This is a genomic window from Sphingobium sp. TomTYG46 (assembly GCF_055396345.1).
The window spans coordinates 1332343-1346082 of record NZ_AP027324.1; the positions used below are offsets into that span (position 1 = coordinate 1332343).

Consider the following 13740-nt stretch of genomic DNA (forward strand, 5'->3'; position numbering starts at 1 on the left):
GCGCAAGTTGCGTAAGCGCCGACGGAAGGCGGCCTTGTTGCTGGCACCGGAATAGGAAAGCTCGCGCTTTTGAGGAGGCGTGAGCATGGACATCGAGCAGTCAAACGAGGCTCATATGAGCGGTCGCGGTGATGGCGGAGCGCTCGTGCGGGTGGAGCGGCGTCGGAACTGGAGCGACGAGGAAAAGCTGGCGATCTTGAAGGAGACGACGGTACCTGGCGTCGTCATATCGGCCGTGGCCCGGCGGCATGGGATAGGGACCGGCCAGCTTTACACCTGGCGCAAACAACTGCTCCGCGGAGCGATGGCAGGCTTCGTGCCGGTCGAACTGACATCGTCTTCGCCGTCGGCCAAAGCCGGGGAACCAGGGCGGATTGAGGTTCGCGGACGATGCGGCCTGACGGTGTTGGTTGATAGCGAGGTTGATCGGGCCGCCCTGAAACAGGTACTCGATGTCCTGCGGGAGCTGGATCATTGAGCCTGGCTTTCCCGCCTTCGACGAAGATTTACCTGTCGCTGGCGCCCTGCGACATGCGCAAGGGTTTTGACGGGCTGTCGGCGCAAGTGCGCAATATCCTTCAGCTCGATCCATTCTCGGGGGCGGTCTTCCTGTTCCGCGGTAAGCGGGGCGACAGGTTGAAGGCCCTGGTCTGGGACGGCTCAGGGCTATGCATGTATGCGAAGCGTCTCGAGCGCGGAAAGTTCGTGTGGCCCCGTGCCCATGAGGGCGCGCTCCGGCTTTCGGCAGCCCAGCTTGCGATGCTGATTGAAGGGCTGAACTGGAAGCAGGCGATAGTCCATGACGAGGTCGTCACGCCGCGGTTGGCATAGGCAAAAAGATCAGGAAACCGCCATTTTCTGTAGGTTTTACCATGGGCTTCCGCTATCATCGGCAGCATGCGGTTCGCCCTTGATCGCCTTCCCACAGACCCAGTCCTCCTGCAGAAAATGCTGCTGGAGATGGCCGATGCCATGGAACAGGAACGGGCCGAACGGAGAGCCGCGGAAGCCACGGTCAAAGCCCAGACCTTGCGGATCGAAAAGCTCGAGCATCGTGTCGCGCGGCTGCTGCGCGTCCAGTTCGGCCGCAGCTCCGAGAAAATGGATATCGCTCAACTGCGGCTGATGTTCGAAGAGGTCGAGGCGCCGGAACCCGCCAATGATGAGGTGCCAGCGGTGCCCGTGGCGATGTCGGCTCGCAAACCCGGCAACCGCGTTCCGCTTCCTGCGCACTTCCCGCGTCAGACCGTCGATCATCAGCCCAGCCCATGCAGTGGCGGTTGTAACGGACCGTCAGTCCAGATCGACGAGGCCGTCACTGAGGTCCTCGATTATGTCCCGGCGCGCTTCCGCGTCATCCGCCATGTCCGGCCCAGGCTGGTGTGCCGGTCCTGCGAGCAGATCCGCCAGGCGCCCGCCGTCGATCTGCCGCTGCCCAAGGTCATGGCGAGCAGCGCCTTGCTGGCCAATCTCGTCGTCAGCCGCTTTGTCGATCATCAGCCCTGGCATCGGCAGTCGGTGATCTTCCGCCGGGTGGGGCTGCATATCGATCGGGATGTGATGAGCCGGTGGGCCCGGAAACTGGCATGGCTGCTGGCGCCACTGGGCGAGCGGCTGTTCGCCTATATCCGGGAAGCCGCCAAGATCCACGGTGACGACACGCCGGTCACCTTGCTGGGCAATGGCGACGGTAGCCGGACCGGACACTTCTGGGTGTATCTGCGTGATGATCGCTCCAGCGGTGACATGAGCCCGCCCGCCGTGGCCTTCCGCTTCAGCGCCGATCGTGGTGGCGCGCATCCGGCGGAACATCTTGCCGACTATCAGGGATATCTGCAGGCGGACGGTTTTGCGGGATATAACGCGCTTTACCGCGACCCCAAAACCAAAGCGCCCAGGGACATCGTCGAAGTAGGATGCTGGAGTCACAGTCGCAGGAAATTTACCGACATACTGGAAAAGAGCCCGTCGCCGATCGCGGCGGAGGCGGTCGTGCGGATCGCCGAACTCTTCGCCATTGAGCGCGACATCAAGGGTGCGCCACCCGATGAGCGGAGACGCATCCGCCAGAGCAAGGCGGTGCCGAAGCTGGAAGCTTTACGCGTCTGGCTTGAAACCCAGAACCGTGGCCTGTCTTCCGACAGTAATCTGGCACGTGCATGTCGCTATCCGCTCAACCGCTGGCAGGCCATGATCCGCTACTGCGATGATGGTCGGCTCGAGATCAGCAACAATCTGGTGGAGAACGCCCTGCGCGGTGTCGCGCTCGGGCGCCGGAACTGGATGTTCGTCGGCTCCATGAAGGGGGGAGAGGCCGCCGCGCTCTTCTACTCCCTGGCCGGTACATGCCGCCTCAACGGCGTCGAGCCTGAAGCGTGATTCACCGACGTCATCGAGCGCATCGGCAACTACCCGATCAATCGGATCGATGACTTTTTACCTTGGAGATGGCAGGCATCAAAGCTGAGCAACGATCTGGAGAAGGCTGCGTGAGCAACGGCACTGTGGTGCGGATGAAGATTACGCTGGACGATGTCACACCGGCCGTCAGCCGAACGCTGGAGGTGCCGCTCAATATCCGCCTCGACCGCTTGCACACCGTCATCCAGACCGCCTTCTCGTGGACGGACTCTCACCTGTGGGAAATGAGCTTCGGGCAGACCGGCTTCGGCATCCCTGATCCTGAATATGGCTTCGACGGGCCGCTCGACGCCCGTAAGGCCACTCTCGCCCAGGTCCTGGCGGATACGAGGCGCAAGACCTTCCGATATCTCTACGACTTTGGCGACGCCTGGGAGCATAGCGTCAAGATCGAGCGCGTCAGCGCGGCCAGCCCGCACCAGACATATCCGCTCATCCTCGATGCAGTAGGCATGCGCCCGCCGGAGGACTGTGGCGGGCCATGGGGCTATGCCGAAAAGCTCGAAGCGCTCGGCGATCCCCAGCATGAATATCATGAAGAGGCGCTGGAGACCCTCGGCGACGACCATGATCCCAACGCCAAGCCCGATATCCCCCTGATCGAGGCAAGGCTGGAAGCGCTCGCGAAAAAATGGGCGCCACGGACACGCCGGAAAGCCTGACAGGCCGCGTCAACGCCACCTTCCGTCGGCGCTTACCAAGTTGCCGTCGCGCGCTGAGTTGTGCCGCCGCTGATGCTTCTAGAGTCTTTCCGATGTTGAATGAATCGTTGGGGATTTCCAGACGGTTGGAAGTGTGATTCAAGGTGGCCACTGGTGAGGAGGCCAGCATGGATGAGGCCATTATCACAGGATTTGCGGGTTCGGTTTTGTCGGGCTCTGGATCGAGGCATGTCGGCGCGGGGGGCTGCGCGGTTGCTGGAGGTGAGCCCGGCCACGGGGGTTCGCTGGGCGCAGTCATGGCGAACGCGCGGGTCTGTTGAGCCGGGCAAGGTCGGCGGTCACATGCTCCCGTTGCTGGCGCGTGAGCGCGAGTGGTTGCTTGCGCGGATCGAGCAGAAGAAGGACCTGACGCTGCACGAGTTGCTGGCCCAGCTGCGTGAAGAGCGTGGTGTGGTGGTCTGCTGCGACACGCTGTGGCGGTTCATGGGCCGCTTGGGCAAGACGTTTAAAAAAAGACGCTCTTCGCCAAGGAACAGGACCGGCCCGACGTCATCCGACGCCGCAACCGCTGGCGCTGGGTCCAGCGCTGGGTAGATCCCAAGCGCATGGTCTTCATCGACGAGACCTGGGCGAAGACCAACATGACCCGCACCCATGGCTGGCATCACCGGGGCGAGCCGCTGATCGACAAGGTGCCGCATGGCCACTGGAAGACGCTGACCTTCATCGCTGGCCTCAGGCATGATGGCATCGTGGCCCCTTGCGTCCTCGATGGCCCGATAAACGGCGAGAGCTTCACCGCGTGGGTCGAGCAGTTCCTGATCCCCGCGCTGGAACCCGGCAGCATCATCGTGGTCGACAATCTCGGCAGCCACAAAGGCAGCCGCGTGCGCAAATTGCTCAAGGCGGCGGGCATCAGGCTGTTCTTCCTGCCGCCCTACTCGCCCGACCTGAACCCCATCGAGGAGATGTTCTCCAAGCTCAAGCGTCTGCTCCGCAAGGCCAACGAACGCACCGTCGAGGCAACATGGCGACGCATCGGAAAACTGCTCGACCACTTCCCGCCCGCAGAATGCGCCAATTACATCCGTGGAGCCGGATATGCCTCAATCTAAGTCAGAAAGACTCTAAGGAAATAGCTGCCCCGCTCGCCAGCAGGCATCATATCGCCCCCAAAGCTACTATTCCCTCGATCGGGCGTCGGCACAGCCGAAGGTCGGCCGTCAACTTGTGAGAAACAGCCTGACTGCTAAGTCCCAAGGGCAGCCCATTCCCCTGGCGACATGCGCTAGCAGCGATCAGAGGTAAACGGCGGATTGACGTGCCGCGCCATAGTGCCCGCGCGTGCGTCCGAGTACCTATTGTCCCATGCGATCGGGATTACGCTGAAAAATCGCGATCAGTACGGCGCTAAGCGCCATCATCGCGCCGAAAGCGAGTTTGCCCCACGGAAAATCGGGTGCCTTCCACAACAGCATGACCAGGGGAGCGACCGCGTTCATCGCCCCGTGGAAAATCACCGGCGCCCAGATCGAGCGCCCGCGATCGCGTAGCAGCGTCATGATCGGCGCCAGCAGCATGGTGGAGAGCGTGAAGAGAACAAGCGAGAACAGCATATGGCCGGGCGCGATATTGATTCCCCAGAAAACCATCACTGGCCAATGCCAGACGCCCCACGCAAAGCCGGTGGCGAGTGAGGAACGCCAGAACCCGAAACGCCGCCATTGCGCATAAAGATAGCCGCGCCAGCCTAACTCTTCGGGAATTGCAAACAGCGTGTAGGACGCGATGCTGGCTAGGAAGAGACCGGCAAAACCGAGATTGTGCACTTCCGTGAGGTGCTGCGGCGTGGCCTCGGCCTGTTGCGCGAGCTGTTCGAAACCAGCGAAGGAATAGGGCGACAGCGTTAGCATGGCGCCAATGCCGGCCGGCGCCAGGATAAAGGGCGCGACGAGCGCCACAAGCCACCACCAATTCGGCTGAAACTTAATCCCCAGCACTTCAACGCGCGCCCCTTTGTCAAACAGCGCCGCGCACACAATCGCGGAAAGAGCCGGGCTCAGCAAAAAGATCAGGGAGGCGGGGCCGCCGTGCATGATGTCGCGAACGCCGCTGAGCCACGCGATCGTGACGGGCGCCCAAGTCAGCGCAAGAATGAGCGCCAGGAATGCTCCGGCTTTTTTGGTTGCAGACACTTTAGTTCTCCCCACCCGCCTTTAGTTTTTCGATCTTGCGGCAACCCGATTTGATCCCCGCCTCGGCGTCCCGCCAAGCGTGGCCGAAAACCATCCGCGCCGCTCGCCGGCTTCCGTTGTTTGTCCGCGTGCCCGTGTTCGGCGCTTGATGCGACCAAACTGGACTGGGACTACTCAGCGTCTATCGACATTCGACCGCACTCTAGCTTGGCGAGTTCGAACCGCCTCCAATGCGGGATCACGTCCCTCGCGATAGGCCGCGAAGGTCCAGGGCACGACGATGTCGGGGTGGAGCGTGCGCACGCGCACCGGGTAGAGGTAGTTCAGCCAATAGCACGTATCCAAATTCCGACACGGGCCGTTATAGACATGGCGAGCGCGCGCGTACAGAACTGCAACGCGTGTGTTCGGCAAAGTATACATCCCAACCTCGGACCAGAAGTCCAGTCGGTCGCCGACGTCTTCGCCGACAATGATGATCTGGTTGCCGCCTTGATCCTTCAGCGCGGCGATCGTCGTGATCGCGGCCGAGAATGTCCAGGGCGAGGTCAGCACGTAGATGCGCGCACCGCGCGCAGCTTCGGGCAATGCGCGCGCGAACCCATATGTCCTCGTATAGTCGCCGCCATTATTCATCCGCATGTCGATGATGATGAAGGGCGGCTGCTTTTGTCGGACCTGAGTCAGTACACCATCGACAAATGTTTCAAGTCGCCGATCAATATTCTCCGTTAGCCGCACATAAAGGCCGTCATTGAAAGGGGCGGACCAGAACGTGGCGTCGCTGTTTTGCAGAGAAATCGGAAGTTCTCCGGTCGAAAGGCCGCGCATGTTAGAAACATGGTGTGGAAAGAGGAGCCGCGCCGTATCAAAAGGGAGCGGCGGGCGAACGCTCTGCTCTGCAACAAGACGACGCTCGAACGGCGTGCCATCGAGCAGAATGCCGGATATGACGATGCTGTCTTTGTTTTGCGCGATCCCAGCTGCTTCAAGCAGCGCGGGCGTTTCGAGCATGGGAGATAGCATGAGGCGGCGCCTGGCCGGCGTGCCGCCGCCCTGGTAGCGTAAAATGGCGGAATAAATGTCGTCGATCCCGCGACCTTCGATGCGGTCGATCTGCGCGCCAATTAGGTCGGCATTGTCCTCGTTCGCATAAAGAACGCGAAGTCCATCGGCAAAGAGATACATCCGCAGCGGAATTGACGGCACGCTAGGCGCTAAGGTCATCGATTGGGTGTGCGCATTGTCGGCCAGCGCGGCGATCTCGGAAACGCGGAGTATGAATTGCTCACGGCTCAACCCGCCCGCATCGGCGCGCAACCGCTCGGCCAACCGATGCGCCTGAGCGCGAGCGCGAGGCGAATAGGAGCGGTCATACTCTGGGAAATGTGTGAAATAAGCGGCGTCCGCAATCTGGCCGGCGCTCGCATTGGGTAAGCGCGCTGGCGCAGGCTGAGGCGGCGGATAATTGAAGCGCCGCTGCAGTTCAGACCGAAACGTTGCTTCGTCCATGCCGCGCACCATAACGGCAGGATCGGTAGCGCAAGCGCCAAGCATCGCGACGAGAAAAAGCACAATGATTCGCAATTTTTCTCTCCAGATCGAGGCTAATGGCTTGTCGCCCGCGCCCGCCTTTGCTCTATTGTGTCCTCCACTAGCCGCCTTGGACAGCATGGAGCGTCGCGCGCCAGGGATGTAGCGAACTTCGCAAGATCTGGCGAGTGCGTGGTGTTTCCTCATTGTGCGGGGCGCGCCTGCAAGGCGAACTCTTCACGGGCGCGATCCACGTCCGGCGAGCGGTACAGCGTTTCAGGGATCTCAGCCAACCTCGATGGATGCACCTGCGGCGTTAGTCCATAGAACTTTTGGAAACTCATAATCAGAGGCCGCCATTTATCGGGGTCAATGCGGTTGTCGAACCCGTCCATGAGAATATCCGCATGGACATGAACGCGGGTGACGCGCAGCTCGAAGGCGCCGACAAATCCACTCATCCCCTCCATATCCGCCATTACGGGGTGCTGCGCTACAAGGACCGCCTCAAGCTGCACCGGACATTCGGCTGCGCGCACGGCGTTCACCGTCTCCGCCGCGGTAGCGGTCATGCCAGCAGTCGTGAATTTATGCCGCTCGTGCGCATAACCCATATATTGCTTCACCGGCGGCACCGGATCGCTTCCCGTGAGCCGCGCAAGACGATCCACCGCGGCCGCCTGATGCACAGAGGGCAGATTGAGCACGCACTCACCGGTGCGGATCATGTTTTGCGGCGTCTTTGAATCCATGCCGAGACCGACAAAACAGCGCCAGCCCAGCCACCAGGCGGACGACATCGGTGCCAGATTATGTGACCCGTCTTCGTTTTGAGTGCTGATCAGCACCACGGGCGTACCTAAATACAAAATCGCAGGTTCAATTGTGACTGATTTCGTCGGCATAAGGTCTCCGGAGTCTTGCTGCGCACATGGATCTGCGCGGCTTCGCGAATGGAAACACTCCGGTTCTTATCTTGAAATTGGCGCGAGCCCCTACGCGACACAACCTCGGATTTGAAAGCAAAAAACGGAGTGCAGCACTAAGTCTGAGGCAATAAAATTCGCCCAACAGCCCTTTGCCCGACAAGACCCATGAGCACGACAAGCGAAAGTCGCGTCTCACTGAGAATTTGGAGCGATGCGACGATCTCCAACTCCGGGTGGGTCTGAGGCGCCAGCGCTGAACTTGATTAGAAAGTACGAGTCGGAATGCCACTCGTCAGGATCAGGATCAGGATTACGTCGGGGTTCAGGATGCAGAGGACGGACGTTGTGAACAGTCAAAACAAACAAGCTAGAGCGGTTCTCGCCGATACACGCTGGGCACGCATTGTCGCCCGCGACAAGACCGCCGACGGCGACTTCTGGTACTCAGTTAACACAACGGGCGTCTATTGCCGGCCCTCCTGCCCGTCGCGCGGCTGTAATCCCAAGAACGTCACCATTCACGACACTCTTGAAAGCGCGCAGCAGACCGGCTTCCGGGCCTGCAAGCGGTGCAAGCCCGACGGACCCGCCGCCGAGGTAGTGAACGCTGAGATCGTCACCAAGGCCTGTCGCATCATCGAGGCGAGCGAAACCGCGCCGTCGTTGACCGAACTCGCCAAAGCACTCGCACTTAGCCCCGGCTATTTTCACCGCATCTTCAAGGCACACACCGGCCTCACGCCAAAGAGCTATGCGGCCGCCGATCGCGCGAAGCGCGTGCGAGAGGCACTGGCCGGCGATAACAGCGTCACCGAGGCGATCTACGAGGCCGGCTTTAACTCGAACGGCCGCTTTTATGAAGCATCCAACGCCTTGCTCGGAATGACCCCTTCGAGCTTCCGCAAAGGCGGAGCGAAAGAGGATATCCGCTTCGCAATCGGCGAGACGACGCTCGGCTCCATCTTAGTTGCATTAAGCACCAAGGGCATTGCCGCCATCCTCCTCGGCGACGATCCCGATGCGCTGGTGCGCGACCTCCAGGATCGCTTTCCGAAGGCGACGCTGATCGGTGCCGATGCCAACTACGAGGCTATCGTCGCGAAAGTCGTCGGCTTCGTCGAGGCCCCGCAGGTCGGGCTCGATCTGCCGCTCGACGTGCGCGGCACGGCATTCCAGCAGCGAGTGTGGCAAGCACTGCGCGACATTCCGGTCGGGCAAACCTTATCCTACACCGATGTCGCCGAGCGCATCGGCGCACCGAGCGCGACGCGTGCGGTCGCGGGCGCATGCGCCGCAAACAAGCTGGCGATCGCGATCCCTTGCCATCGCGTCGTCCGTAACGACGCCGCTATCTCCGGCTACGCCTGGGGTGTCGAGCGCAAGCGCAAGCTCCTTGCCATGGAGAAGGCGCCATGACCATGACGCGCATCGAGGAGTTCGATTGGGCGGCAGTCACCTGCGACCTCGACCGGCAAGGCTGGGCGGTTCTGCCAAAGCTGCTGACGAAGGATCAGAGCGACGCCGTTGCCGACATGTATGGGGACACGCTCGCGTTCCGCAGCCACGTCGTCATGGCGCGGCACGGATTCGGGAAGGGTGAATACCGCTACTTCTCCTATCCCTTGCCCGACCTCGTGCAGGAGCTGAGAGCCGGGCTCTATCAACAACTCGCCCCCGTCGCGAACGCCTGGCACGAGCGCATGGGGATGGACGTGCGCTTCCCCGCTACCCATGCGGAATTCTTGGAGCGGTGCCACGCCACCGGGCAGCACCGCTCGACGCCGCTGCTGCTGCAATATGGCCCAGGCGACTATAACTGCCTTCATCAGGACCTCTACGGCGAGCATGTCTTCCCCTTGCAGGTGGCGACGCTGCTTTCCCAGCCGCATGAAGAGTTTGAGGGCGGAGAGTTCGTTCTAACCGAGCAGCGCCCGCGTATGCAGTCACGGCCCGCGGTAGTGCCGCTCGCCAAGGGCGACGCCGTGGTGTTCGCCGTCAATAGCCGGCCGCACCGTGGTACAAAGGGCGACTACCGGGTCATGCTGCGGCACGGTGTTAGCGAGTTGCGCTCTGGCCGCCGGCACACCGTAGGGATCATTTTCCATGATGCCACCTGAGGCGATGGTTTCGACGGAGCTGTTCGAGGAAGGGCGACGCGCCATGCCATTGCAACCAGGAGCCATGCTGCTGGGAAGCTTCGCCACCCCGGATGCGCATGCCCTGCTGGCCGATGTTCGCCGCATCGAGACCTCGACCCCCTTTCGTAACATGGTCACACCGGGTGGATGGCCGATGTCGGTCGCAATGACCAACTGCGGCAGCGTCGGTTGGGTGACGGACAGGACCGGCTACCGCTACGCTCCGCTCGATCCCCAGACAAGCAAGCCATGGCCAGCAATACCTGAAACGTTCCGGAGCCTCGCGGAGCGTGCGGCCGAAATAGCCGGCTATCCCGGATTTTTTCCCGACTCCTGCCTGGTGAATAGATACGAGCCCGGCTCCCGGCTCTCGCTCCACCAGGATCGTAACGAGCGCGACTTCGACGCGCCGATCGTCTCGGTGTCGCTGGGGCTGCCAGCGACGTTTCTGTGGGGCGGCGCGGCCCGTGGCGACAAGCCGATGCGAGTGCGCCTCTTTCACGGGGACGTGGTGGTCTGGGGTGGTCAGGCCAGGTTGACCTTCCACGGCGTCGATACGCTGCGCGGCGGCGACAGCCCGGCGGGCGAGTTTCGTTACAACTTGACCCTCCGGGTCGCCCGATGACGAACTGCGGAACGACCGTCAGAACAAAAAGGAGATGCAAGAAGTCGCATCCGGGACGTGGAGAATTTCCAGCGTCTAGTCTCGAACTTCCTCTCTGGCACTTCCGCTGCCGTCCGCAAACTGAGTAGACGATGTCATTCCACATTCTTCAGCTTCGCTACGTGATCGCAGCGGCAGATCATGGCAGCTTCTATCGAGCTGCCCGTGCGCTTGACGTCGAGCAGTCCACACTGAGCCGCGCCATCCTCAAACTTGAACGTGCCATCGGAATGCCAATCTTCGAGCGATCACGTGCGGGCGTTAGAGCCACTTTAGCCGGCACCGCCTTCATCCGCAGCGCAAAACCGATGCTTGCTAGCGCGGATAAACTTGTGACGATGATGCGAGCAGCCAGCCAAGGCCGCGCGGGTGGCCTGATAATTGGACATAACAGCTCCATCTCAGCTGGCAATCTCCGCGCAACGCTGATGAGTTGGGGCGATGCGCATCCTGATGTTGAACTGGAGTTCGTCGAAGCCGATCGCAGCGTGTTGCTCGCCGGACTCGACAGGGGCGAGATCGACATTGCTGTCCTGATAGGTGCGGTCAACCACGTGGACTTCCGCTGCGAGCCGTTTTGGAGCGAACGGATGCTCGTCGCACTGCCGGCATCCCATCCTCTCGCGGCACGCGACGTGGTCCATTGGACGGATCTTCGAGGAGAACGGTTTCTGTTGCCCGACGTCGATCCCGGCCCAGAAATACGAGACATGCTGCTGGGTCGTTTGGCGGTCTCTGGCGGCAAGCCCGACATCCGAATGCTCCAGGCCAGCCGCGAGACCGTTCTGAGCGTTATCGGCGGCGGCTCGGGCGTCAGTGTCGTTTGCGAGGGCTCGACTGGCGCGCGTTATCCAGATGTCGTCTATCGGCCGATAGACGGCGAACAGGGTCCGGCGCTCACCGGCTATTCCGGCTGCTGGCGCGACGACAATAGCAATCCGGCGCTGCGGCGTTTCCTTGGATTCATCAAGAATCGCTATGCGCTGTCTTTTGATTTTTCTCAGAAATTCCAGTAAATTAGACAGCCAGTTCTTGGAGTTAATCGTCATGTCGCAAGGCAAGACAATCATCGTCGTGCTCGTCACCTTGGTCATCGGCTTCGCAGGCGGATTCGTCTTGCGGCCGGTGATTTCTCCCATCCAGCAGACCGATACGATCGCTGCCACTACACCTGCGGCTCCGGTTTCGAGTGAGGCGCGCGGCACGCAGTATTTCGTAGCGCACACCGACGAGGCCCGTCAGGTCGTAGCGGGATGTCGCGACGGCTCGGTCCGTGGCGGCGAATGCGCTACCGCCGAGGAGGCGATCATCAGGGTGGAAGCAGCGGAGCGTCGGAAGCGGTTTCTCGGCAACTGACCCAAGCGGGCACGTTCAGTCTTTCGCGCCGCGCCGTCCGCGCGAGAAGCCTCGATCGCTCGCCATGAACCGGGCGAGCATCGGCGCAACCAGCTTCTCCGGTGTCACAGCTTCTCCGCCGGCCTCGGCTGCAAGCGCAGCGGCGTAAGCAGCAAGATCACGGTGAACTGACGCGGGCAGCTCCACTGTCAGCTTGACGGGCCGATCATCGGCGAGCGGCCCCAACTTCAACTTGGTCATCGCATTCCTCCGATGGGTTCGAGCACCAGGTCGCGGGTGATGACCACGCGCAGCGGATGGCCTGGCCGGATGGTGAGCGTCGGCTGAACATTGAGCTGCCGCCGCACAATCTGCTGGCCAGTCTGATTGATGGTGTCCTGACTGCCCCGCCGCAGAGCGCGGGTCAGGTCGTCCTCGCTGTCCGCGCCAAGCTCCGCCCCGACCCCGAGCAGCGTCGAGACGGCAGCCGCCTTGAGAAGATTGCCCCAATGCTGATTCACGCGATCCTGTAACCCCGCGAAGCCCGCACCGTCCGCGCCGGGCTGGCGCTCGAGAACGATCGAGCGGCCATCCGGCATGATGAGCCGATCCCAGGCAAGCAGCACGCGGGTCTGCCCGGCGGTGATCTCGCTGTCATATTCGCCGATCAGCCGGGCGCCTTGCGGGATTAGCAGGATGCGGCCCGTGGGGCTGTCATAGATGTTCTGCGTCACCTGCGCGGTGATCTGGCCGGGAAGATCGGAGCGGATGCCGGTGATGAGCGCAGCCGGGATGATGCTGCCGGCCTGCACGATGTTGGGCGAAGCTGGCGCTCGCAGGCGTTCGACGCTGATCGTTCGCTGGGACGACGCTTGCGCCATGAAGGCGCGCTTGGCGGCCTGGTCGCCTTGCGCTGTCTCGGTGGGCTGCGGAGGGGCGATAGCATCTGGCGCTCCCGCCGCGAGATTCGGCAGGGACGGCATTGCACTGGCCCCAGCGCTGCTGCCACCGAGGAATACGCCGCTCGTGCGGGCAGCGTCGCGCTCCTGCTGGGCGCGCTGGCGGGCGACTTCCTCGGCTTGTGCGCGTGGGTCAGGCTGCGCGCCGACCGGCGGCACGGGGACATTCTCGCCACGCTGCTGGGCGGCGGCGATGGGCCGGCCGAGATCGCCGGGGAGCGGCGGGCCGAGCTTGGGCGCCTGCGCATAATCGCGCGGCCCTGATGTGATGGTCTCGGCCGTGGCCCGGTTCTCGGTGTTGTAGAGTTCTCCCGCCTGTCGCTCGCCTGTGGGCTTGAGCGCGTAAATCAGCGAGCCGCCTATGCCGAGGCCGGCGGCGACGCCTATGACCGTCAACGCCTTGCGCGACAGACGCATGACGCGCGGCGGATCGCCTCGGAGCTGGAATGGCCTTGGATCGGCGGGGACCGCCTGCGGCGCGGCCGGTTCGGCGGGAGGAATATCGGTGCGATCGTTCACGGCCGCCGTTCCCGTCCATGGTTGCGCACGATGCGGACGCGCTGCTCGCTGCGCCGGTCGCCCAGGCGCAGTTCGACGGCGGCGAACAGGCGATCGACCACCATGTAGCGGCCCTGCACGCGATAATTCACCAGTTCGGCGTCGCCGGCCGCGCCAGTCACGAAGAGCGGCGGCATCTCACCCTGCGAGATCCCGGCCGGAAACTCGATGAACACCTGCCGGCCATCGTCGAAAGCCCGAACTGGCTTCCACGGCGCACGGTCGCCCTCGACACGGTATCGGAAATTGAGCGCGGACACGTCGATGCCGGACGCGACGGGCGCGGCCGAAGCTGCCGGCGCATTGGCGCTGCGCAGCGCAATGAGCTGGTCCTGCGGATAGACGA

General features: G+C 62.3%; 15 protein-coding genes and 1 pseudogene. 10 read left to right on the forward strand and 6 right to left on the reverse strand.

The genetic code is table 11. The features are described 5' to 3' along the window. Positions 1-85 precede the first annotated feature (85 nt). The 5 genes from tnpA to ACZ5YV_RS06765 all read left to right on the forward strand — a co-directional run bounded on the left by tnpA (position 86) and on the right by ACZ5YV_RS06765 (position 4198). Complete coding sequence (gene tnpA / locus ACZ5YV_RS06745; RefSeq protein WP_464786941.1) at positions 86-478, forward strand: IS66-like element accessory protein TnpA; 393 nt, start codon at positions 86-88, stop codon at positions 476-478. Then, positions 475-831: an IS66 family insertion sequence element accessory protein TnpB gene (gene tnpB / locus ACZ5YV_RS06750; protein WP_464786942.1), complete on the forward strand. Its 357-nt coding sequence runs from the start codon at positions 475-477 to the stop codon at positions 829-831. The genes tnpA and tnpB overlap by 4 nt, the downstream gene beginning before the upstream one ends. Positions 832-897: 66 nt before the next feature. Next, positions 898-2379 carry an IS66 family transposase gene (gene tnpC, locus ACZ5YV_RS06755; RefSeq protein ID WP_464786943.1) on the forward strand — a complete coding sequence of 494 codons (1482 nt, stop codon included), beginning with the start codon at positions 898-900 and terminating at the stop codon, positions 2377-2379. A gap of 110 nt (positions 2380-2489) precedes the next feature. Beyond that, the gene (locus ACZ5YV_RS06760) at positions 2490-3083 is read left to right on the forward strand and encodes a plasmid pRiA4b ORF-3 family protein (protein WP_464786944.1); all 594 of its coding nucleotides are present in this window, start codon (positions 2490-2492) and stop codon (positions 3081-3083) included. A gap of 171 nt (positions 3084-3254) precedes the next feature. Then, positions 3255-4198, forward strand: a protein-coding gene (locus tag ACZ5YV_RS06765) for an IS630 family transposase (RefSeq protein ID WP_464786945.1) whose coding sequence is annotated in 2 segments (ribosomal slippage) — positions 3255-3590 and positions 3593-4198 — 942 coding nt in all. Because the reading frame shifts where the segments join, the coding sequence is not laid out codon by codon here. 243 nt (positions 4199-4441) lie between these two features. Here the strand turns inward: ACZ5YV_RS06765 and ACZ5YV_RS06770 are convergent. The 3 genes from ACZ5YV_RS06770 to ACZ5YV_RS06780 form a co-directional block, all read right to left on the reverse strand. After that, entirely contained in the window at positions 4442-5278 is an 837-nt protein-coding gene (locus ACZ5YV_RS06770) for a lysostaphin resistance A-like protein (protein WP_464786946.1), read from the reverse strand. A gap of 174 nt (positions 5279-5452) precedes the next feature. Further along, positions 5453-6952 (reverse strand): S41 family peptidase, encoded by a 1500-nt coding sequence (locus tag ACZ5YV_RS06775; RefSeq protein WP_464786947.1) that lies wholly within the window; start codon positions 6950-6952, stop codon positions 5453-5455. Positions 6953-7014: 62 nt separating this feature from the next. After that, positions 7015-7716 carry a flavin reductase family protein gene (locus ACZ5YV_RS06780; protein WP_464786948.1) on the reverse strand — a complete coding sequence of 234 codons (702 nt, stop codon included), beginning with the start codon at positions 7714-7716 and terminating at the stop codon, positions 7015-7017. Positions 7717-8085: 369 nt separating this feature from the next. On the opposite strand from ACZ5YV_RS06780, the gene ada reads away from it, so the two are divergent. The 5 genes from ada to ACZ5YV_RS06805 all read left to right on the forward strand — a co-directional run bounded on the left by ada (position 8086) and on the right by ACZ5YV_RS06805 (position 11898). After that, positions 8086-9156: a bifunctional DNA-binding transcriptional regulator/O6-methylguanine-DNA methyltransferase Ada gene (gene ada, locus ACZ5YV_RS06785; RefSeq protein WP_464786949.1), complete on the forward strand. Its 1071-nt coding sequence runs from the start codon at positions 8086-8088 to the stop codon at positions 9154-9156. After that, entirely contained in the window at positions 9153-9857 is a 705-nt protein-coding gene (locus ACZ5YV_RS06790) for a 2OG-Fe(II) oxygenase (RefSeq protein WP_464786950.1), read from the forward strand. The genes ada and ACZ5YV_RS06790 overlap by 4 nt, the downstream gene beginning before the upstream one ends. Then, a complete protein-coding gene (alkB, locus tag ACZ5YV_RS06795; RefSeq protein WP_464786951.1) occupies positions 9844-10503 on the forward strand; it encodes a DNA oxidative demethylase AlkB in 660 nt (219 codons plus the stop codon). Before ACZ5YV_RS06790 ends, alkB begins: the two co-directional genes overlap by 14 nt. A gap of 131 nt (positions 10504-10634) precedes the next feature. Continuing rightward, entirely contained in the window at positions 10635-11558 is a 924-nt protein-coding gene (locus ACZ5YV_RS06800; RefSeq protein WP_464786952.1) for a LysR family transcriptional regulator, read from the forward strand. Between the two features lie 31 nt (positions 11559-11589). Further along, a complete protein-coding gene (locus tag ACZ5YV_RS06805; RefSeq protein ID WP_464786953.1) occupies positions 11590-11898 on the forward strand; it encodes an EexN family lipoprotein in 309 nt (102 codons plus the stop codon). Positions 11899-11913: 15 nt separating this feature from the next. Here ACZ5YV_RS06805 and ACZ5YV_RS06810 read toward each other — a convergent pair whose 3' ends face one another. The 3 genes and pseudogenes from ACZ5YV_RS06810 to ACZ5YV_RS06820 all read right to left on the reverse strand — a co-directional run. Next, the gene (locus ACZ5YV_RS06810; protein WP_464786954.1) at positions 11914-12138 is read right to left on the reverse strand and encodes a DUF2274 domain-containing protein; all 225 of its coding nucleotides are present in this window, start codon (positions 12136-12138) and stop codon (positions 11914-11916) included. After that, a complete protein-coding gene (locus ACZ5YV_RS06815) occupies positions 12135-13355 on the reverse strand; it encodes a TraB/TrbI/VirB10 family type IV secretion system protein (RefSeq protein WP_464786955.1) in 1221 nt (406 codons plus the stop codon). Before ACZ5YV_RS06815 ends, ACZ5YV_RS06810 begins: the two co-directional genes overlap by 4 nt. After that, positions 13352-13735, reverse strand: a pseudogene (locus tag ACZ5YV_RS06820) (TrbG/VirB9 family P-type conjugative transfer protein); the annotation flags it as partial. The pseudogene ACZ5YV_RS06820 and the gene ACZ5YV_RS06815, both read right to left, overlap by 4 nt. Positions 13736-13740: the final 5 nt, after the last annotated feature.